The following is a 21178-nucleotide window of genomic DNA, read 5'->3' on the forward strand; positions in this document are numbered from 1 at the left end:
GGTGATAAATAGCTGAAAATATGTAATTTTTGGCAGGCAACATTAAACTTCTACCTTTTCTTGTTCGCAAAAGATCAACAATAACGATTATGCTCACCAGCCAGACCGAGCAATCCGCTCGGTCTTGTGTAGTTTTACTACTCGTATATACATTCGAAAGGCTGAAATGGCCGACGATTTGTAGTAAAACTACAGGACGCCGAAGCAACCTTCGGCCATCCAAGAATTTATGTCGTCTGCCCACAAGGCCAGTCGCAAACTTCAGGCAACCGATTCTGGTAGCCTTTCCGCCCTGGAGCAAGCCATGCAAGACCTCGATCCCGTCGAAACCCAGGAATGGCTGGACGCCCTGGAATCGGTTCTCGACAAAGAAGGCGAAGACCGTGCTCACTACCTGATGACCCGTATGGGCGAACTCGCGACCCGCAGCGGCTCGCAACTGCCCTACGCCATCACCACGCCATACCGCAACACCATCCCCGTCACCCACGAAGCACGCATGCCTGGCGACCTGTTCATGGAACGCCGCATTCGCTCGCTGGTACGTTGGAACGCCATGGCGATGGTAATGCGCACGAACTTGAAAGATTCTGACCTGGGCGGTCACATCTCCAGCTTCGCTTCCAGCGCAACCCTGTATGACATCGGCTTCAACTACTTCTTCCAGGCCCCGACCGAAGAACACGGCGGCGACCTGATCTACTTCCAGGGCCACACCTCGCCAGGCGTCTACGCCCGTGCGTTTATGGAAGGTCGCATCAGCGAAGAGCAAATGAACAACTTCCGCCAGGAAGTCGACGGCCAGGGCCTGTCGTCCTACCCGCACCCTTGGCTGATGCCTGATTTCTGGCAGTTCCCGACGGTATCCATGGGCCTGGGCCCGATCCAGGCGATCTACCAGGCACGCTTCATGAAGTACCTGGAAGCCCGTGGCTTCATCCCGGAAGGCAAGCAGAAAGTCTGGTGTTTCCTGGGCGACGGCGAGTGCGACGAGCCGGAATCCCTGGGTGCCATCTCCCTGGCCGGCCGCGAGAAGCTGGACAACCTGATCTTCGTCATCAACTGCAACCTGCAGCGCCTCGACGGCCCGGTTCGCGGCAACGGCAAGATCATCCAGGAACTCGAAGGCGTGTTCCGCGGTGCCCAGTGGAACGTGACCAAGGTCATCTGGGGCCGTTTCTGGGACCCACTGCTGGCCAAGGACGTCGACGGTATCCTGCAACGTCGCATGGACGAAGTCATCGACGGCGAGTACCAGAACTACAAGGCCAAAGACGGCGCGTTCGTACGTGAACATTTCTTCAACACGCCTGAACTCAAGGCGATGGTTGCCGACCTGTCCGACGACGAGATCTGGAAACTCAACCGTGGCGGCCACGACCCGTACAAGGTCTATGCGGCGTACCACGAAGCGGTCAACCACAAAGAACAACCGACCGTCATCCTGGCCAAGACCATCAAGGGTTATGGCACCGGTGCCGGCGAAGCGAAAAACACTGCGCACAACACCAAGAAGGTTGATGTTGAAAGCCTGAAGCTGTTCCGCGACCGCTTCGACATCCCGGTCAAGGACGAAGAGCTGGAGAACCTGCCGTTCTTCAAGCCGGAGCCGAACAGCGCCGAAGCCCGCTACCTGAGCGAGCGTCGTACCGCACTGGGCGGTTTCGTGCCACAGCGCCGCGCCAAGAGCTTCAACATCCCTACACCTCCGCTGGATACCCTCAAGGCAATCCTGGACGGCTCGGGCGACCGTGAAATCTCCACCACCATGGCCTTCGTGCGGATCCTCGCGCAGCTGGTCAAGGACAAGGAAATCGGCTCGCGTATCGTCCCGATCATCCCGGACGAAGCCCGTACCTTCGGTATGGAAGGCATGTTCCGCCAGTTGGGCATCTACTCCTCCGTCGGCCAGCTCTACGAGCCAGTCGATAAAGACCAGGTGATGTTCTACAAGGAAGACAAGAAGGGCCAGATCCTCGAAGAAGGCATCAACGAAGCGGGCGCCATGAGCTCCTTCATCGCTGCCGGTACTTCGTACTCCAGCCACAACCAGCCGATGCTGCCGTTCTACATCTTCTACTCGATGTTCGGCTTCCAGCGTATCGGCGACCTGGCTTGGGCAGCGGGCGACAGCCGTACCCGTGGTTTCCTGATCGGCGGTACCGCCGGCCGTACCACACTGAACGGCGAAGGCCTGCAACACGAAGACGGTCACAGCCACATCCTGGCTGCCACCATCCCGAACTGCCGCACCTTTGATCCAACCTACGGCTATGAGCTGGCGGTGATCATCCAGGACGGCATGAAGAAGATGACCGAAGAGCAGCAGGACGTTTTCTACTACATCACCGTGATGAACGAGTCCTACCAGCAGCCAGCCATGCCGGCCGGCGTGGAAGAAGGCATCATCAAGGGCATGTACCTGCTCGAAGAAGACACCAAGGAAGCGGCGCACCACGTGCAGCTGATGGGCTCCGGCACCATCCTGCGTGAAGTCCGTGAAGCGGCGAAGATCCTGCGTGAAGAGTTCAACGTCGGCGCCGACGTCTGGAGCGTTACCAGCTTCAACGAACTGCGTCGCGACGGCCTGGCCGTAGAGCGCAACAACCGCCTGCACCCGGGCCAGAAGCCTGCGCAGAGCTATGTCGAAGAGTGCCTGGCCGGCCGTAAAGGTCCAGTCATTGCCTCTACCGACTACATGAAACTGTTTGCTGAACAAATTCGCCAGTGGGTCCCGTCCAAGGAATTCAAAGTCCTGGGCACCGACGGTTTCGGTCGCAGTGACAGCCGCAAGAAGCTGCGTCACTTCTTCGAAGTCGACCGTCACTTCGTGGTGTTGGCAGCCCTGGAAGCCTTGGCTGACCGCGGTGAGATCGAACCCAAGGTGGTAGCTGACGCTATCGTCAAGTTCGGGATCAACCCGGAAAAACGCAACCCACTGGACTGCTGAGGAGATTTTTTGTGAGCGAACTCATTCGCGTACCTGACATCGGCAGCGGTGAAGGTGAAGTAATCGAGCTGTTTGTGAAGGTCGGCGACACCGTCGAAGCCGACCAGAGCATCCTGACCCTGGAATCGGACAAGGCGAGCATGGAAATCCCTGCTCCCAAGGCCGGCGTGGTCAAGAGCCTGAAAGTGAAGCTGGGCGACCGCCTGAAAGAAGGCGACGAACTGCTGGAACTGGAAATCGAAGGTGCCGCTGATGCGGCCCCTGCGGCGGCACCTGCTGCCGCTGCTGCACCGGCGCCTGCCGCGGAAAAACCTGCCGCTGCTGCCGAGGCTCCTGCAGCCCCGGCGGCTGCTCCAGCCGCAGCGACTGTCCAGGACATTCATGTTCCGGACATCGGTTCGTCGGGCAAGGCCAAGATCATCGAGCTGCTGGTCAAGGTCGGCGACACCGTCGAAGCCGACCAGTCGCTGATCACCCTGGAGTCCGACAAGGCCTCCATGGAAATCCCATCGCCGGCTGCCGGCATTGTGGAAAGCATCGCGGTCAAGCTGGAAGACGAAGTCGGCACTGGCGACTTCATCCTCAAGCTGAAAGTACAAGGCGCTGCACCGGCTGCCGCTCCAGCCCCTGCGGCCGCTCCGGCTGCGGCAAAGGCTGAAGCTGCACCGGCCGCTGCCGCACCTGCGCCTGCTGCAAAAGCCGAGGCCGCTCCGGCCCCTGCTGCTGCACCTGCGCCAAGCGGTGCCAAGGTTCACGCTGGCCCGGCGGTACGTCAACTGGCCCGTGAGTTCGGCGTCGAGCTGAACGCTGTGTCGGCCACTGGCCCACACGGTCGCGTGCTGAAGGAAGACGTGCAGGTCTACGTCAAAGCCATGATGCACAAAGCCAAGGAAGCTCCGGCTGCCGGCACTGCTACTGGCGGCGCGGGCATTCCACCGATCCCGGTGGTGGACTTCAGCCGCTTCGGCGAGACCGAAGAAGTGCCGATGACCCGCCTGATGCAAATCGGCGCGTCGAGCCTGCATCGCAGCTGGCTGAACATTCCGCACGTGACCCAGTTCGACCAGGCCGACATCACCGACCTGGAAGCTTTCCGCGTTGCGCAGAAAGCCGTGGCCGAGAAGGCCGGCGTGAAACTGACCGTGCTGCCGCTGCTGCTCAAGGCCTGTGCGCACCTGCTCAAGGAGCTGCCGGACTTCAACAGTTCGCTGGCGCCAAGCGGCAAGGCGATCATTCGCAAGAAGTACGTGCACATTGGTTTTGCCGTCGACACGCCGGATGGCCTGCTGGTACCGGTCATCAAGAACGTCGACCAGAAGAGCCTGCTGCAACTCGCGGCCGAAGCGGCTGCACTGGCTGCCAAGGCCCGTGACAAGAAGCTCACCGCAGACGACATGCAAGGCGCGTGCTTCACCATCTCCAGCCTCGGTCACATTGGCGGTACGGGCTTCACGCCAATCGTCAACGCGCCGGAAGTGGCGATCCTGGGTGTTTCCAAGGCCACCATCCAGCCAGTCTGGGACGGTAAAGCATTCCAGCCCAAGCTGATGCTGCCACTGTCGTTGTCCTACGATCACCGTGTGATCAACGGCGCGGCTGCTGCACGCTTCACCCAGCGCCTGAGCCAGTTGCTGAACGACATCCGCACCATCCTGCTGTAAGCCACAGCGGCCTCCCTTTCATCGGGGAGGCCTGGTTGCAACGATTTCCGAGCGCCACGCTCGTACCTCAACCCCGTCAATTTGGCGGGGCTTTTTTTGCTTTTCTCTACAGACAGAACAGGGTTGTACACCTTCTGTCATCCTGACTGAAGAATTCCTCCGCCTGGCCGATAACCCCCTTATAGCACTTAGCCTTCATCCTCTCTTGTCAGCCCGCGCCGCATGATGCAACCTTGCCGCAGGCAACAGTAAAGAGGGCGTGAGCCCGGCGCCGTGCGCGTTATTTGAAGTGAGTTCCCCCCCATGAAAAGCCAACCCGATGTCGCCCGTATGGCGGCCGAGGTAGTGACGCAGTTACCGGTGCCTTCGCGCCTCGGTATGCTGCGTTTCGAGCGGCTTAATGAGGCAAGCTGGGCCCTTCTGTACCTCGACCCTAACTGCGAGCGCCAATTCGGCCTGTCGGCGGTCGAGCTGTGTGCGCTGCTCGGCACCCCCTTCGCCAGCCTGATGGAGCCTCAGGCGCGCTATCAACTGCACGACACCATCCAACAGCAACTGAGCGACAGCCCTCACTATCTGGTGCGCTACACCCTGCACACCAACGATGGCCCCCTGAGCCTGCTGGAAATGGGCGAAGCCTACAAACAACACAATCGCCATCTGCTGCGCGGCTACCTGATGGTGGTCGACGGCCTGTTCAACGAAGTCTCCCTGCCCGCCCCGACGGAGGACCTGGAAAGCCAGAACAGCCGCCTGCAGATCGCCCTGGAGCTCAACCAGCGCGCCCAGCAGGAACAACTGCAGCACCTGGAGCGGGTGCGCGCCCAGCAGGAGCTGATCCTGTTGCTGGCCCGCCAGCGCTACACCGCCAACAATTCGCTGCAGGAAGCCGCAGAGCTGATCACCCGCAGCGCCTGTGACATCTACCAGATCGACTGCGCAAGCATCTGGAACCTCGAAGGCCAGCGCCTGGTACCGATCTCGGCCTACCACCGCGATGACCAGCAGCACCACCTGCCTGAGCCCATCGACGCCAGTTGCTTTCCGGATTACCTGGAAGCCCTGCACACCAGCCGGGCAATCGACGCAACCAACGCGATGCGCGACCCGCGCACCCGGGAAATGGTCGAAAACCTGCGCGCCAGGGACGTCCACGCCATGCTCGATGCGAGTATCCGCGTCGACGGACAGGTGGTGGGCGTATTGTGCCTGGAACAGGGAGGCAGCCCGCGTGCCTGGCAGGCCGATGAGATTGCCTTTGCCGGCGAACTGGCCGACCAGTTCGCGCAAGTGATCAACAACCACAACCGCCGTACCGCCACCAGCGCCCTGCACCTGTTCCAGCGTGCCGTGGAGCAAAGTGCCAATGCCTTTTTGCTGGTCAACTGCGACGGCGTGGTGGAGTACGTCAACCCAAGCTTTACCGCGATTACCCAATACAGCGCCGAAGAAGTCCACGGCCACCGCCTGGCCCAGCTGCCGGCCCTGGAAAACCTCAGCGAACTGCTGTTCGACGCACCGTCGAGCCTGGCCAAGAGCAACAGCTGGCAGGGCGAGTTCAAGAGCCGACGTAAAAACCTCGAGCCCTACTGGGGCCAGCTGTCGATTTCCAAGGTATATGGCGACAACCGTGAGCTGACCCACTACATCGGCATCTACGAAGACATCACCCAGAACAAGCTGGCCCAGCAGCGCATCGAACGCCTGGCCTACACCGATAACCTGACCAACCTGGGCAACCGTCCGGCATTTATCCGCAACCTTGATGAGCGCTTTGCCCGCGACAGCGACAGCCCGATCAGCCTGTTGCTGGTGGACATCGACAACTTCAAGCGCATCAACGACAGCCTCGGCCACCAGACCGGCGACAAGCTGCTGATCAGCCTGGCCCGCCGCCTGCGCAACAGCCTGAGTGCCGGAGGCAGCCTGGCGCGTTTTGCCAGTAACGAATTCGCGGTGCTGCTGGACGACACTGACCTGGAAAGCGGCCAACAGGTGGCCAGCCAACTGCTGGCGACCCTCGACAAACCGATGTTCGTCGACAACCAACTGATCAGCGTCACCGGCTCCGTGGGCCTGGCCTGTGCACCGCTGCATGGCCGTGACCCGCAGACCCTGATGCGCAACGCTGGCTTGGCCCTGCACAAGGCCAAGGCCAACGGCAAACACCAAGTACAGGTGTTCACCGAAGCCTTGAACGCCGAGGCCAGCTACAAGCTGTTCGTGGAGAACAACCTGCGTCGTGCCCTGACCCAGAACGAACTGGACGTGTTCTACCAGCCCAAGCTGTGCCTGCGCAGCGGCCGCTTGCTGGGCATGGAAGCGCTGCTGCGCTGGAACCATCCGGAAAAGGGCATGATCCGCCCCGATCAGTTCATCAGCGTCGCCGAAGAGACCGGTTTGATCATCCCGATCGGCAAATGGATCGCGCGCCAGGCCTGCCGCATGAGCAGGCAACTGAGCGCCGCTGGCATGGGCAATTTGCAGGTAGCAATCAACCTGTCGCCCAAACAGTTTTCCGACCCGGACCTGGTCGCCTCGATCGCCACGATCCTCAAGGAAGAACAGCTGCCGGCCAACCTGCTGGAACTGGAGCTGACCGAAGGCCTGCTGCTGGAAGCGACCGAAGACACGCGCCTGCAACTGGACCAGCTCAAGAGCTTCGGCCTGACCCTGGCCATGGACGACTTTGGCACCGGTTACTCGTCGCTGAGCTACCTGAAAAAATTTCCCATCGACATCATCAAGATCGACCGCAGCTTTATCCACGAAATCCCGGACAACCAGGACGACATGGAAATCACCTCGGCCGTGATCGCCATGGCCCACAACCTCAAGCTCAAGGTGGTGGCCGAAGGCATCGAGACCCCCGAGCAACTGGCGTTCCTGCGTCGGCACCGTTGCGACGTTGGCCAGGGCTACCTGTTCGACCGGCCGATCCCCGGTGCAGAGCTGCTCGAGAAGCTTAGACGCTATCCGCGCGGGCCAATCGCCTGACAGCGCTGTAACACTCGGGCACACTGGCTGTCTGAAATTTACCGCTAACTCAACCTGACGAGAGGACTGCTCATGGTCTTGCGCTCGGAAATTCTGGTGAACAAAAACGTGCTGCCTACTCAAGAACAAGCGTTGCCTGGTCGTGAAACCCCGATGAACCTGCCGCAGACGCACTTCGTCAACGGCAACCCGCTGCTGGGCCCATTCGTCGACGACGTCGGCTTCGCGATCTTCGGCCTGGGTTGTTTCTGGGGCGCCGAGCGCAAGTTCTGGCAGCGCGATGGCGTGGTCAGCACCGTGGTCGGCTATGCCGGTGGTTTCACGCCGAACCCGACGTATGAAGAAGTCTGCTCGGGCCTGACCGGCCACAGCGAAGTGGTGCTGGTGGTGTATGACCAAGCCAAGGTGAACTACGAAGACCTGCTGAAGATGTTCTGGGAACTGCACAACCCGACCCAGGGCATGCGCCAGGGCAACGACATCGGCACCCAGTACCGCTCGGTGATCTATGCGACCACGCCTGAGCAACTGGCGGCGGCAAAGGCCAGTGCCGATGCCTATCAAGCAGAATTGACCAAGGCCGGCCTGGGCACCATCACCACCGAAATCGAAGAGGCGCCGACGGTGTACTTCGCCGAGGCGTATCACCAGCAGTACCTGGCGAAGAACCCGCAGGGCTACTGTGGGATCGGCGGTACCGGCGTGACTTGCCCGATCTGAAGATCGGAGCTGCAAGTTTCAAGCTGCAAGTGGTGTTTTCTGCTCTCACTTGCAGCTTGAAGCTTGAAGCTTGAAGCTTGAAGCTTGAAGCTTGCAACTTACAACTACTCAGCTATGAGCCAATCCATCTGCCACCCACCCTGGGTCTGGCCAAGCTTCCTGGACAGCCACGGCAGCAGCTCACGCAACTCCTCTTCCAGGCCCCACGGCGGGTTGGCAATCGCCAGGCCCGAGCCGGTCAGGGTGTTGGGCGTGTCCAGCGGATGCACCAGCAATTCCACGCGCAGCAACTTCGGCGCACCGGTGCCGGCCAGGTCCTGGTAGAAGCGACGCAGCATGCGCTGGTCCTTCACCGGGTACCAGATCGCCGCGACGGTCTGGCGCATACGGCTGACGGCTTCCTTGAGGGCGGCGGCGCAGCGCTGCATTTCGTCGAGCTGTTCAAACGGCGGATCAATCAGCATCAACGCACGTTTTTCCGGCACCGGTAACAGGGCGCGCGGCACATGCCAGCCTTCGCCCAAATGAACCTTGACCCGACGATCGCCCTTCATGTTGTCCTTGAGCAACACGCCGTCTTCCGGGTGTTTTTCATTGAGCAGCACGCGGTCCTGGGGGCGCGTAAGGCGGCGCGCCAGCTCCGGCGAGCCCGGGTAGTAGCGCAACTGGCCATCGGGGTTCATCTCGTGCAGCACGCGCATGTAGTCGGCGGTCAACGGCGGTAGATCGTCGGCGCCCCACAAGCGCGCGATACCTTCCAGGTACTCACCCGTGCGATTGGCCTGATCACCTTGCAGGTCGTACAGACCAATCCCGGCATGGGTGTCGAGGTAGGCGAACGGCTGCTCCTTGCGCGACATCAGGGCGATGAGGCGGGTCAAGGTCAGGTGTTTGAAGACATCGGCGTGGTTGCCGGCGTGAAAGGCGTGACGATAATTCATGGTTGCTCCTGCGCAGGGGGCGAAGTTTACCTTCTAAGGGCGCAAAGGTGCAGGGCCGCATGCCGGGCGGTGCTTATGCCGCAAAGGCAGGCAGCCCGTTGAAAAAAATCTAAATGCCGACGGCAAGGCGGATTTATTGTGGCCTTCCACCACTCCAGGGAGGTCAATAACAATCATGAAAGACGCCACCATCGCGCTGCACCACGGTTTCAAGTCGGACCCGACCACCAAGGCCGTCGCCGTGCCGATCTACCAGAACGTCGCCTTCGAATTCGATAACGCCCAACACGGCGCCGACCTGTTCAACCTGGACGTACCCGGCAATATCTACACGCGCATCATGAACCCCACCAACGATGTGCTGGAGCAGCGCATCGCCGCCCTTGAAGGCGGTATCGCAGCGCTGGCAGTCTCGGCCGGCAGCGCGGCGATCCACTACGCAATCCAGACCTTGACCCGTGCGGGTGACAATATCGTCACCACTCCGCAACTCTACGGCGGCACCTATACGCTGTTCGCCCACCTGCTGCCGAGCTTTGGCGTGGAGGTGCGTTTCGCCCGGGACGATTGCGCTGCAGCCATCGCCGAACTGATCGATGACAACACCAAGCTGGTGTACTGCGAAAGTATCGGCAACCCCGCGGGCAATATCATCGACATCGAAGCCCTGGCCGACGCTGCCCATGCCCGTGGCGTGCCGCTGGTGGTGGACAACACCGTGGCCACGCCGATCCTGTGCAAGCCGATCCAGTTCGGCGCCGACATCGTGGTGCACTCGGTGACCAAATACGTCGGCGGCCATGGCAACTCCCTGGGCGGTGTAATTGTCGACAGTGGCACGTTCCCGTGGACGAAATACGCGGATAAATTCCCCGGCCTCAACCAGCCCGAGCCGGCCTATCACGGCGTGGTCTATACCGAAAAATTCGGCCCCGCCGCCTTCATCGCCCGTGCTCGTACCGTGCCACTGCGCAACACCGGTGCAGCGTTGGCGCCGATGAATGCCTTCCTGTTGCTTCAAGGTCTGGAAACACTGGCATTGCGCATGGAGCGCCACACCGAAAACGCCCTGAAAATCGCGCAATTCCTGCAAGGCCATGCCGAGGTTGAATGGGTGAGCTACGCCGGCCTGCCGGACCACCCGCACCACGCATTGGCGCAGAAATACATGCAGGGCAAACCGTCGGCGATCCTGTCCTTCGGCTTGAAGGGCGGCTTTGATGCCGGTGTGCGCTTCTACGACGCCCTGCAAATCTTCAAGCGCCTGGTCAACATCGGCGACGCCAAGTCCCTGGCCTGCCACCCGGCTTCCACCACTCACCGACAGATGAACGAGCAGGAACAGGCCAAGGCCGGCGTAAAACCGGAAATGATTCGCCTGTCGGTGGGTATCGAAGCGGTCGAAGACCTGATCGACGACCTGCAACAGGCGCTGGCCTCAACTCAACTCTGAGTCCAGGTAGCCCGCCAGCGCTTCAGCGCTGATGTCCGTACTGCGCGCGAAGTAGGCGACCTTGTGCCGCAAGGTCGCCGGCGTAAAAGCGGCATACAGGTCGGGGCGCTGCTCTTCAAGCCACTGCAGCAGGTTGTCGATCAGGGTCTGTGGCGACTGCGCGGCCAGGTGTTCCAATAACGATTCAGGCACTCGCCACCAGGGACTGGCTTTGGCCGCCGTTACCGACGCCGTCGCAACGCCCAGCGACTGGCCATTGATCAGGTACCGCTGGAACACCGGCAACACCGCGCCGATTTCATCGCCCAGCTTCTGCACAATCGGCAGAAACTGGGCGCCATCCCAGAAGCGCAGGAACACGCTCCGCTCATCGGGAAGCAGTATCTTGGTCAGGCTTTGCAGGTGGGCGACTACGGCTTCCAACGGACTGGACGAAACCGCCAGCCAACCCCAATCCGTCGCTTCAGTGGTTGCAATCCAATCGAGGAAGGCACTGTCGGATTCGACAATCCCTACGCAGGGCATCACCTCACCCCACTCGGCATAGGCCGTGCCTGCCCAGATCGCTTGAGGCGGCATCCCGGCTGCCGAGACTTTCCAGGCAGCCAGCGGTTTCGCATCACTGGCACTGCTCAGCACCACATAGAGCCGCTCGCCGGGGAGTAGAGGGCATTGCCCTAGCCAGTCATCGGGGGTCAGGGATTGAGGCATCAGGGAAAATTCCTTTTAAGGTTGAATGGGGTGGGGGCACCGCACTGACCGTCACTGCAGCGTTGGCACTCTTCGCAAAACGGAGCACTACGTTTGAGGCTGGCCACTTGCATCCGGCTCAGCGGTGCGGGAATAACCGCCAGCAACGCCGCCTTCACCCCAGGCATCAATGGCGAAGCCGCCGGAGCAGGCGCGCCTCCCAGCTGAATCGGCGCGCTGCTGAAGATCCCGTCTGCCGACAGCGTAATCGACTGCCCACCGGCCTGAATTGTCACGCTTGCGCCCGCCTCTATAACGACGCTCTGCCCGGCGCCAATCTGGATGGCCCGCCCGGCCCGCATCTGCTGCGAACCACCGACCACCAGATGATCGTCCTGCTTGAGTTCGGTCAAACGATTGCCATGGGTGATGCGCTGCTCTTCGCCATGCAGTTCATGGTGCGACTCACCGCCCACCCTGATGCGGCATTGATTGTCGATCTGCACCTGCTGGTCGTGCAGCACATGTTGGGTCCAGTCCCGCTGGGCGCGCAGGTAGATCTCCTCGGCGCCCTTGCGGTCTTCGATGCGCAGTTCGTTGTAGCCACCGCCACCGGGGCTGCTTTGGCTACGGAAGATGCTGCGGGTCTTGTCTGCCGGCAGGTCGAGAGGGACCGGCGTCGCCGCGTTGGGCAGGCAGCCCATCACCAGCGGCATGTCCATATCTCCATCGACGAACCCCACCAGCACTTCCATGCCCACGCGCGGGATAAGCACCGAACCATAGCGGTCATGGGCCCAACCGCTGGCCACCCGCAGCCAGCAACTGGAATGATCGTTATGCTCGCCAACGCGATCCCAGGCCAGTTGCACCTTGACCCGGCCGTATTCGTCGCAATGGATTTCACTGTCGACGGGGCCGGTGACCACGGCGTTCTGGTAACCCGACAAAGTCGGCCTCGAGTGCTCAGGTGAGGGCGGGCGGAAGATCACGTCCCACGGAGTCGCCACACATTCATTGCGATACCCCTGAAGAAAATCTCCACCGCCAACCTCGGTGACAGCCTCCTCCAGAACCTGGGGCTGCCTGCCTTCGTGGGTAACTTGCGTCACCAGCCACACGTCATTCCATTCGTCCCGCGGATGCCCAGTCAACTTGAGGAACCGGCCGCTGCTCAATGCAGGGTCATCGCCGCTGGCACGAGCTATTCGATAGTCGCTACGGTGCCGCTCCAGGCCACGTTGCGCGAGGTATTTGCCGTGGGGGCGATCGGAAAAATGACCGGGGTAGGCCTGCGCCTCAAACCGTGGAAGCTGTTCGCCGACCACGCCACTCTCCAGCACCAGGCTCGGCTTGAGAAAGTCGTAGTCACGCAGGTTGACCGCGGTGGTGCGGATTTCCAACCGCAGCGCAAAGCGCTTGATGGCCGGCGTATCCGCCACCATCCCGGAGCCCGGCATGTAGGGCGTAGGCTGATCGGGCGGGGCGAAAACGGTCTGGTCATCGCCAAACACCAGCAGGTGTCCTTCGGGCGAATGCTGGAAGTGATAGTGAATCCCCTGTTCGGCACACAGGCGCTGAATGAAGGCCAGGTCGCTCTCGCCAAACTGCACGCAATACTCGCGCTCGGGATAGGCGCCACTGAGGTGAAATTCGAATTGGTCGGCATGGAGCTGCTGCTCCGCCAGCACCTGCGCAATGATCTGCGGCACCGTCTTGTGCTGGAAGATCCGCTGGTGACTGCTGTGCGCGAGATAGGCCAACTGCGGCACAAGGCTGATCTGGTAACGCGTCAGCCGCCGCCCGGAATCGCCCTGCGCCACCCGATAAACCAGGCCGTGGACGCCATGACCGTGAGCGTCGAAGCCCAGGTATGCCGGACGATGCAGCAGGCTTTCCAGGTCCAGGTCGGGCTGTTCGCTGATCAGTTCAAGATCAAAACGATACGGCTGGCTGATGGCTTCATTGCCATGGAACTCGAACACCTTGAGTTCACTCGGCACACCGTCGAGGGTCAGGGTAAAGGCACTTTGATTGGCAGGAGCGAACATCCGGTGTTTCTCTGCGAGGGGTAGGCGGGAGATTCTGTACCAGTCACTTATCGAACCGACCGCAGCGCGAACAAATCAGTAAATCCTTACGCGCCGGGTTTCCAATTCCTAGCTTCACTCTTTCATGGCTTTTCGGCAGGTAATTGCACACCGAGCCTCAGTAAAAACACACGCGTCTGACAGAACTCAGACGCAGCTCAGTAGCCCTTTTCCCAAAAACAAAAAACCACCCGAAATTCATCCGCCATAACCAAGACACCCTCCAGGTGGCTATTTAAATTGCGCAGCCATGTTCATTCAAAAAGGAATGCTTTCATGGCAGGCAATCACCTCGCTTCGAGCCAATCTGCATCGCGGGGGAGTGTGTAATGCCTCCCCCCTATGCATTCATCAATGAGCATCGACAAACCTCAGTGGAGCTCAAGGCAAAACTACGATTGAGCAAACACGCCGAAGCGAAGTTTGATGCCCTCAATACTCATATTCGCAATGTTGTTGTACTGCCAGGGCAGTTAGTCATCATCGGGGACGAAACCACAGCGAGCTGTACCTTGGAAGAGTCACGCTTGATGCGCGCCGCCTGGGACATTCGTCATAGCGTAATGGCCGAAGGCGCAGATACCTTCGCCCTGCACAACTACGACCTGCTACAAAAACTGCTGGGTTACGCATCACTAGGGATAGGTACTGCAGGCGACGCTTGGAGCCGACACTTACAAGAAATAGTGAACACGCTCGATGAAATTGATGCACTGCACAAACAATCATTGCGTCTTGGAGGAGGTGCTGCAAGAGATGACTTCCTGGCTCGACGCCAAGTTCTATTTGCCAAGCTGGAAGCACAGATGCGCAGCTTTGCGCGTTATGGAACAGGCCTGAGGAATGAAGGCTCGATCAAGAAAATGCTGGGAATTTCAACCAAGAGCTACTTGCATAGTGGGGAGATAAATCAGTACAGCAAAACTATTGCGCGGGTCTCCAAAACAGCAAAATTTCTTAAAAACGGTACACCATTGGGAATAGCACTGAGTACGACAGCGACGGCGCTGGAGATCAAGGAGGCGTGCTCCACTGGGAGAGATCAGCAATGCAGAAAAGCGAAGTATGTGGAGGCAGGTAAATTAACGTTCGGGGTGGCAGGGGGAATCATCGGAGGCCAGATGGGAATGGGTTTGTGTATAGCCGTAATGGCCCCGACAGCCGGGCCGTTTGCCTTGGGCTGCCTTCTGATAGCTGGGGGAGCAATGGGCTTTGCTCTAGGTAACTTGGGAAGCGAGGTCGGCGCAGCCGCCGGAGAAGTCCTGTATGAGTATTGAGTACGTCCTCAGCCTCCCCGCAAAAGATCAAGTAGCGCTGGTCTCGGCGGGCTCAATGCTTACAGCGGTCATTCTCGATTTTTTCCTGGCCTATCGAAAATTGAAAAAGATGGAAGATTTGTTGGACCAGTGCAGCCTGATAAACAACTACAGGCGTATTTTTAGTGACAACCTACCAGGAAGATTAGGCAGACTATGTGCCGTCTATATAGCAATCGCGCTGCCGAAGTGGAACGCAAAACGTGGCGTTATTAACGCAAAACAGGTCAAGGAGTTTCCGCGCAATCTGAAACTCGCACTTCACGGAACGGCCCTCACAGGTCTAGTCGGAGCTGTCGGTGCGATAATCTTTCATTTCAGCAATCAGCTGAGCCTGTGATCCGCGTTGTTTGACCTCAAAACCTTAAAAAAACGGCCCCCATCCAAAGGACGCAGGCCGTTTTTTCATCTCGACAGGCGCTCAGCGCCCGGCGAATCACTTATTGAGGTTGTAGTCTTTTTCCGCCGCATCAAAGCGCTCGACCATACCGGCTGTCGGTGCGCCCAGCTTGCTTACGAAATAGATGGCCAGACTGGCGAAGATGAAGCCAGGGATGATTTCGTAAAGGCCCAGCAGTTCGAAGTGCTTCCACACGATCACGGTGGTCGCGCCGACCAGGATGCCGGCCAGTGCGCCGTTGCGGGTCATGTTTTTCCAGATCACCGAGATCAGCACCACAGGGCCGAACGCAGCGCCGAAACCGGCCCAGGCGTAGCTCACCAGCCCCAGGACGCGGTTGTTCGGGTTGGCGGCCATGGCGATGGCGATCAGGGCAACCACCAGCACCATCACGCGACCGATCCACACCAGCTCAAGCTGGGAGGCGTTCTTGCGCAGGAACGCTTTGTAGAAATCTTCGGTCAGGGCGCTGGAGCACACCAGTAGTTGGCAGCTCAAGGTGCTCATCACGGCGGCGAGGATGGCCGACAGCAGGACACCGGCAACCCATGGGTTGAACAGGATTTTTGCCAGTTCGATGAACACACGCTCAGGGTTTTCGGTGACGGGACCGGCGACCTCAGGGTGCGCCGAGAAGTAAGCGATACCGAAGAAGCCCACCGCCACGGTACCGGCCAGGCACAGGATCATCCAGGTCATGGAGATGCGACGCGCCTTGGCGATCGACTTCACCGAATCCGCCGCCATGAAGCGCGCGAGGATGTGCGGTTGACCGAAGTAACCCAGGCCCCAGCCCATCAACGAGATAACACCGATGAAAGTGGTGTTTTTCAGCATGTCGAAACTGGTCGGGTCCTTGGCTTCAATCGCCAGGAACGTAGTGTCCACACCGCCGGTGGCCAGCAGCACAATGATCGGCGTCAGGATCAGCGCGAAGATCATCAGCGTGGCTTGCACGGTATCGGTCCAGCTCACGGCCAGGAAACCACCGATAAAGGTGTAGGCAATAGTCGCTGCAGCACCGGCCCACAGCGCGGTCTCGTAGGACATGCCGAAGGTGCTTTCGAACAGACGGGCACCGGCCACGATGCCGGAAGCGCAGTAGATGGTGAAGAACACCAGGATCACCACCGCAGAGATGATCCGCAGCAGGCCGCTTTTATCTTCGAAACGGCTGGAGAAGTAATCCGGCAGCGTCAGGGCGTCACCGTTGTGCTCGGTCTGTACCCGCAGGCGACCGGCCACGAACAGCCAGTTGAGGTAGGCACCGACGATCAGGCCGATGGCGATCCAGCTTTCCGACAGGCCGGACATGTAGATCGCGCCCGGCAAACCCATCAACAACCAGCCGCTCATGTCGGAAGCACCGGCGGACAAGGCTGTCACCACGCTACCGAGGCTGCGACCGCCCAGGATGTAATCGGAAAGGTTGTTGGTGGAGCGATAGGCCATCAGGCCGATCAGCACCATTGCTGCGATGTAGATCACGAATGTGATCAGGGTTGGATTACTTACGCTCATATGAGTGACGCCCTGGCTTTGTTTTTATGTAGCGGCGGTCTGTCAGACGGCCACCCACTGGTCAGTGAGTAAACGTACCTGCGTGCCGCGCATTTATGACTGACGTTTCCCCAGGAAAGCCGCCAGCCGATGAACCAAACCCTAAAGTCGGTTGCACCTTGGGCGCGAATGCTATTCAACAAAGTAAATAAGGTGCAACCAGTTTCTTGGGAATAAGTTGCACCCAGGTGTAAAACACAAAAAACACTGGTTTTTTGCTCCTTTTCGGAGCAAGAACAGCCGATCTCAGAAGCAAATGCACCAAGCCGAAGCAGATTCCGTCGACGGCCGATTTTTTCCGATCATGCGTCGAAAAATTCATCAACAAAATGGGTTGCACCCGGTTGCACCTCTCCCTGAGCAAAGCTAATCTTGCCGCCAGCTGATGCCACTCGGTAGTGGCACCCATGAGGATAAGAAAATGGCTACGACCACCCTTGGGGTCAAACTCGACGACCCGACCCGCGAACGCCTCAAGGCGGCCGCGACCTCCATTGATCGCACGCCGCACTGGCTGATCAAGCAGGCGATTTTCAATTACCTGGAGAAACTCGAGGGTGGTGCAACCCTGACCGAGCTCAACGGCTTGAGCAGCAAGGACGCTGACGACGCAGGCGAAGTCCAGAGCGACCACGCCCACCAGTGCTTCCTTGAGTTCGCCGAGAGCATCCTGCCGCAATCCGTACTGCGCGCTTCGATCACTGCCGCTTACCGTCGCCCCGAGCCGGAAGTGGTGCCGATGTTGATCGAACAGGCCCGCCTGCCGGTGCAAATGGCCGAAGCCACCAACAAGCTCGCCGCTTCGATTGCGGAAAAACTGCGCAATCAGAAGAGTGCCGGCGGCCGTGCCGGGATTGTTCAGGGCCTGCTGCAGGAATTCTCGCTGTCGTCCCAAGAAGGCGTAGCCCTGATGTGCCTGGCCGAAGCACTGCTGCGGATCCCGGACAAAGGCACCCGCGACGCGCTGATCCGCGACAAGATCAGCACCGGCAACTGGCATCCGCACCTGGGCAACAGCCCGTCGCTGTTCGTCAACGCCGCCACCTGGGGCCTGCTGCTGACCGGCAAGCTGGTCGCCACCCATAACGAAGCCGGCCTCACCTCATCCCTGAGCCGCATCATCGGCAAGAGCGGCGAGCCGATGATCCGCAAGGGCGTCGACATGGCCATGCGCCTGATGGGCGAGCAGTTCGTGACCGGCGAAACCATCGCCGAAGCCCTGGCCAACGCGAGCAAATTCGAAGCCAAGGGTTTCCGCTATTCCTACGACATGCTTGGTGAAGCCGCCCTCACCGAACACGACGCGCAGAAATACCTGGCCTCGTACGAACAAGCCATTCACTCCATCGGCAAAGCCTCCCACGGCCGTGGGATTTATGAAGGCCCGGGTATCTCCATCAAGCTGTCGGCCCTGCACCCGCGTTACAGCCGTGCGCAGTACGAGCGCGTGATGGATGAGCTGTACCCGCGCCTGCTGTCCCTGACCCTGCTGGCCAAGCAATACGACATCGGCCTGAACATCGACGCCGAAGAAGCCGACCGCCTGGAGCTGTCGCTGGATCTGCTCGAGCGCCTGTGCTTCGAACCGCAGCTGACCGGCTGGAACGGCATTGGCTTCGTGATCCAGGCCTACCAGAAGCGTTGCCCGTATGTGATCGACTACGTCATCGACCTGGCACGCCGCAGCCGCCATCGCCTGATGATCCGCCTGGTAAAAGGCGCGTACTGGGACAGCGAGATCAAACGCGCCCAGGTCGAAGGCCTGGAAGGCTATCCGGTGTATACCCGCAAGGTGTACACCGATGTTTCCTACATTGCCTGTGCACGCAAGCTGCTGTCGGTACCGGAAGTCATCTACCCGCAGTTCGCTACGCACAACGCCCATACCTTGTCGGCGATTTACCATATCGCCGGTCAGAACTATTACCCCGGCCAGTACGAGTTCCAATGCCTGCACGGCATGGGTGAACCGTTGTACGAGCAGGTAGTAGGCAAGGTTTCCGAAGGCAAGCTGAACCGTCCGTGCCGCGTGTACGCACCGGTCGGCACTCACGAAACACTGCTGGCCTACCTGGTGCGTCGGCTGCTGGAAAACGGCGCCAACACCTCGTTCGTCAACCGCATCGCCGACCAGTCCATCTCGATCCAGGAGCTGGTGGCCGATCCAGTGGCCAGCATCGAGCAGATGGCGACGCTGGAAGGCGGCTTCGGCCTGCCGCACCCGCGTATCCCGCTGCCCCGTGACCTGTACGGCAGCGACCGTGCCAACTCGGCCGGTATCGACCTGGCCAACGAACACCGCCTGGCATCGCTGTCCTGCGCCCTGCTGGCCACTGCCCACAACAACTGGAAGGCCGCGCCGATGCTCGGTTGCGCCGCCAGCGATCAAGCGGCGGCACCGGTATTGAATCCGTCCGACCTGCGTGACGTGGTCGGTCACGTGCAAGAAGCCACCGTCGAAGACGTCGACAACGCGATCCAGTGCGCCATCAGCGCCGGCCCGATCTGGCAGGCCACCCCGCCCGCCGAACGCGCCGCGATCCTGGAACGTGCCGCCGACCTGATGGAAGGCGAGATCCAGCCGCTGATGGGCCTGCTGGCCCGCGAAGCCGGCAAGACCTTCGCCAACGCCATCGCCGAAGTGCGTGAGGCCGTGGACTTCCTGCGCTACTACGCGGTACAGGCTCGCAACGACTTCACCAATGACGCCCACCGCCCATTGGGCCCAGTGGTGTGCATCAGCCCGTGGAACTTCCCGCTGGCGATTTTCAGTGGGCAAGTGGCTGCCGCACTGGCCGCCGGTAACCCGGTCTTGGCCAAGCCAGCCGAACAAACCCCGCTGGTGGCTGCACAAGCCGTGCGCATCCTGCTCGAAGCCGGTATTCCCCAAGGCGTACTGCAATTGCTGCCGGGCCAGGGTGAAAGCGTCGGTGCGCGCCTGGTGGGTGATGATCGCGTCAAGGGCGTGATGTTCACCGGTTCCACCGAAGTCGCGCGCCTGCTGCAACGCAATGTCGCCGGGCGCCTGGATGCCCAGGGCCGTCCGATCCCGCTGATCGCCGAGACCGGCGGCCAGAACGCGATGATCGTCGATTCCTCGGCGCTCACCGAGCAGGTGGTCATCGACGTGGTGTCCTCGGCCTTCGACAGCGCCGGTCAACGTTGCTCGGCCCTGCGCGTGTTGTGCCTGCAGGAAGATTCGGCAGACCGCGTGATCGAAATGCTCAAGGGCGCCATGGCTGAATGCCGCCTGGGCAACCCGGAACGCCTGTCGGTGGACATCGGCCCGGTGATCGACGCCGAAGCCAAGGCCGGCATCGAGAAACACATCCAGGCCATGCGCGACAAAGGCCGCAATGTGTACCAGGTGGCGATTGCCGACGGTGAAGAAATCAAGCGCGGCACCTTCGTGATGCCCACCCTGATCGAGCTGGAAAGCTTCGACGAACTGCAACGGGAGATCTTCGGCCCGGTGCTGCACGTGGTGCGCTACAAGCGCAAGGAGATCGACCAGCTTATCGGCCAGATCAACGCGTCCGGCTATGGCCTGACCCTGGGCGTACACACCCGTATCGACGAGACCATCGCCAAGGTGATCGACAACGTCAATGCCGGTAACGTCTATGTAAACCGCAACATCGTCGGTGCCGTGGTCGGCGTGCAGCCGTTCGGCGGCGAAGGCCTGTCGGGCACAGGCCCGAAAGCCGGTGGTCCGCTGTACCTGTACCGCTTGCTGTCGACCCGTCCTACCGATGCGATCGAGCAATCCTTCGTACGTGGCGACAAGCTGGCGGCACCGGATGTACGCCTGCGCGACGCCTTGAGCCAACCGCTGACCGCCCTGAAAACCTGGGCCGACAGCAATAAGTTCAGCGAGCTGAGTGCGCTGTGCAGCCAGTTCGCCGCGCAGTCCCAAAGCGGTATCACCCGTCAATTGGCCGGCCCGACCGGCGAGCGCAACAGCTACGCCATCCTGCCTCGCGAGCACGTACTGTGCCTGGCGGACGTGGAAGGCGACCTGTTGACTCAACTGGCGGCGGTATTGGCGGTCGGCGGTTCGGCGGTATGGCCGGAAACCGACTTGACCAAGGCCGTGTTCCCACGGTTGCCGAAGGAGATTCAGGCGAAAATCAAGCGCGTGGCCGACTGGAGCAAGGACGAGGTGGTGTTTGACGCCGTCCTGCACCACGGCGATTCCGACCAACTGCGTGGGGTGTGCCAGCAAGTGGCGCAGCGTGGCGGGGCGATTGTCGGGGTACATGGTTTGTCTCAGGGCGAGACCACGATTGCCTTGGAGCGCCTGGTGATCGAACGTGCGTTGAGCGTTAACACCGCTGCTGCCGGCGGTAATGCCAGCCTGATGACCATCGGCTAACTGAATGTGGGAGGGGGCTTGCCCT

Annotated in this window: 12 protein-coding genes; 8 read left to right on the top strand and 4 right to left on the bottom strand. The window is 60.3% G+C overall.

The window, feature by feature from the left end; genetic code table 11:
* The first annotated feature begins 304 nt into the window (after nucleotides 1–304).
* The 4 genes from aceE (at nucleotide 305) to msrA (ending at nucleotide 8328) form a co-directional block, all read left to right on the top strand.
* The gene (gene aceE, locus PspCFBP13509_RS04580) at nucleotides 305–2950 is read left to right on the top strand and encodes a pyruvate dehydrogenase (acetyl-transferring), homodimeric type (RefSeq protein ID WP_065925672.1); all 2646 of its coding nucleotides are present in this window, start codon (nucleotides 305–307) and stop codon (nucleotides 2948–2950) included.
* 11 nt (nucleotides 2951–2961) lie between these two features.
* Nucleotides 2962–4611, top strand: a complete 1650-nt coding sequence (gene aceF / locus PspCFBP13509_RS04585; protein ID WP_074848532.1) for a dihydrolipoyllysine-residue acetyltransferase — start codon at nucleotides 2962–2964, stop codon at nucleotides 4609–4611.
* A gap of 303 nt (nucleotides 4612–4914) precedes the next feature.
* On the top strand, nucleotides 4915–7608 hold the full coding sequence (locus PspCFBP13509_RS04590; protein WP_065925674.1) for a putative bifunctional diguanylate cyclase/phosphodiesterase: 2694 nt from the start codon (nucleotides 4915–4917) through the stop codon (nucleotides 7606–7608).
* Nucleotides 7609–7680: 72 nt separating this feature from the next.
* A complete protein-coding gene (msrA, locus tag PspCFBP13509_RS04595; RefSeq protein WP_065925675.1) occupies nucleotides 7681–8328 on the top strand; it encodes a peptide-methionine (S)-S-oxide reductase MsrA in 648 nt (215 codons plus the stop codon).
* Between the two features lie 104 nt (nucleotides 8329–8432).
* Here msrA and PspCFBP13509_RS04600 read toward each other — a convergent pair whose 3' ends face one another.
* Nucleotides 8433–9269 (bottom strand): 23S rRNA (adenine(2030)-N(6))-methyltransferase RlmJ, encoded by an 837-nt coding sequence (locus PspCFBP13509_RS04600; RefSeq protein WP_065925676.1) that lies wholly within the window; start codon nucleotides 9267–9269, stop codon nucleotides 8433–8435.
* A 175-nt stretch (nucleotides 9270–9444) separates the two neighbouring features.
* Between PspCFBP13509_RS04600 and PspCFBP13509_RS04605 the strand changes: the two genes are divergently transcribed.
* Entirely contained in the window at nucleotides 9445–10722 is a 1278-nt protein-coding gene (locus PspCFBP13509_RS04605) for an O-acetylhomoserine aminocarboxypropyltransferase/cysteine synthase family protein (RefSeq protein ID WP_137211627.1), read from the top strand.
* On the opposite strand, the gene PspCFBP13509_RS04610 is transcribed toward PspCFBP13509_RS04605, so the two are convergent.
* Nucleotides 10708–11433: a DUF4123 domain-containing protein gene (locus PspCFBP13509_RS04610; RefSeq protein ID WP_137211628.1), complete on the bottom strand. Its 726-nt coding sequence runs from the start codon at nucleotides 11431–11433 to the stop codon at nucleotides 10708–10710. The genes PspCFBP13509_RS04605 and PspCFBP13509_RS04610 overlap by 15 nt on opposite strands.
* The gene (locus tag PspCFBP13509_RS04615; protein ID WP_137211629.1) at nucleotides 11433–13463 is read right to left on the bottom strand and encodes a type VI secretion system Vgr family protein; all 2031 of its coding nucleotides are present in this window, start codon (nucleotides 13461–13463) and stop codon (nucleotides 11433–11435) included. Before PspCFBP13509_RS04615 ends, PspCFBP13509_RS04610 begins: the two co-directional genes overlap by 1 nt.
* Nucleotides 13464–13831: 368 nt before the next feature.
* Between PspCFBP13509_RS04615 and PspCFBP13509_RS04620 the strand changes: the two genes are divergently transcribed.
* Both PspCFBP13509_RS04620 and PspCFBP13509_RS04625 read left to right on the top strand, forming a co-directional pair.
* Nucleotides 13832–14779 carry a hypothetical protein gene (locus PspCFBP13509_RS04620; protein ID WP_074848525.1) on the top strand — a complete coding sequence of 316 codons (948 nt, stop codon included), beginning with the start codon at nucleotides 13832–13834 and terminating at the stop codon, nucleotides 14777–14779.
* A complete protein-coding gene (locus PspCFBP13509_RS04625) occupies nucleotides 14769–15158 on the top strand; it encodes a hypothetical protein (protein WP_074848523.1) in 390 nt (129 codons plus the stop codon). The genes PspCFBP13509_RS04620 and PspCFBP13509_RS04625 overlap by 11 nt, the downstream gene beginning before the upstream one ends.
* Before the next feature lie 96 nt (nucleotides 15159–15254).
* Here the strand turns inward: PspCFBP13509_RS04625 and putP are convergent, their stop codons facing one another.
* The gene (putP, locus tag PspCFBP13509_RS04630; protein ID WP_074848521.1) at nucleotides 15255–16739 is read right to left on the bottom strand and encodes a sodium/proline symporter PutP; all 1485 of its coding nucleotides are present in this window, start codon (nucleotides 16737–16739) and stop codon (nucleotides 15255–15257) included.
* Between the two features lie 460 nt (nucleotides 16740–17199).
* Between putP and putA the strand changes: the two genes are divergently transcribed.
* Nucleotides 17200–21153, top strand: coding sequence for a trifunctional transcriptional regulator/proline dehydrogenase/L-glutamate gamma-semialdehyde dehydrogenase (gene putA / locus PspCFBP13509_RS04640; protein ID WP_065925681.1), 3954 nt, complete (start codon nucleotides 17200–17202; stop codon nucleotides 21151–21153).
* Nucleotides 21154–21178: the final 25 nt, after the last annotated feature.

This window comes from Pseudomonas sp. CFBP13509 (genome assembly GCF_005233485.1).
GTDB classification, from domain to species: domain Bacteria; phylum Pseudomonadota; class Gammaproteobacteria; order Pseudomonadales; family Pseudomonadaceae; genus Aquipseudomonas; species Aquipseudomonas marginalis.

What these genes read in the sequence shown, in the direction of transcription:
- PspCFBP13509_RS04625 (WP_074848523.1), top strand. Translation starts at nt 14,769, where the DNA reads ATGAGTATTGAGTACGTCCTCAGCCTCCCCGCAAAAGATCAAGTAGCG.
- putA (WP_065925681.1), top strand. Translation starts at nt 17,200, where the DNA reads ATGGCTACGACCACCCTTGGGGTCAAACTCGACGACCCGACCCGCGAA.
- PspCFBP13509_RS04605 (WP_137211627.1), top strand. Translation starts at nt 9,445, where the DNA reads ATGAAAGACGCCACCATCGCGCTGCACCACGGTTTCAAGTCGGACCCG.
- msrA (WP_065925675.1), top strand. Translation starts at nt 7,681, where the DNA reads ATGGTCTTGCGCTCGGAAATTCTGGTGAACAAAAACGTGCTGCCTACT.
- PspCFBP13509_RS04620 (WP_074848525.1), top strand. Translation starts at nt 13,832, where the DNA reads ATGCCTCCCCCCTATGCATTCATCAATGAGCATCGACAAACCTCAGTG.
- PspCFBP13509_RS04600 (WP_065925676.1), bottom strand. Translation starts at nt 9,269, where the DNA reads ATGAATTATCGTCACGCCTTTCACGCCGGCAACCACGCCGATGTCTTC.
- PspCFBP13509_RS04610 (WP_137211628.1), bottom strand. Translation starts at nt 11,433, where the DNA reads ATGCCTCAATCCCTGACCCCCGATGACTGGCTAGGGCAATGCCCTCTA.
- PspCFBP13509_RS04615 (WP_137211629.1), bottom strand. Translation starts at nt 13,463, where the DNA reads ATGTTCGCTCCTGCCAATCAAAGTGCCTTTACCCTGACCCTCGACGGT.
- putP (WP_074848521.1), bottom strand. Translation starts at nt 16,739, where the DNA reads ATGAGCGTAAGTAATCCAACCCTGATCACATTCGTGATCTACATCGCA.
- aceE (WP_065925672.1), top strand. Translation starts at nt 305, where the DNA reads ATGCAAGACCTCGATCCCGTCGAAACCCAGGAATGGCTGGACGCCCTG.
- PspCFBP13509_RS04590 (WP_065925674.1), top strand. Translation starts at nt 4,915, where the DNA reads ATGAAAAGCCAACCCGATGTCGCCCGTATGGCGGCCGAGGTAGTGACG.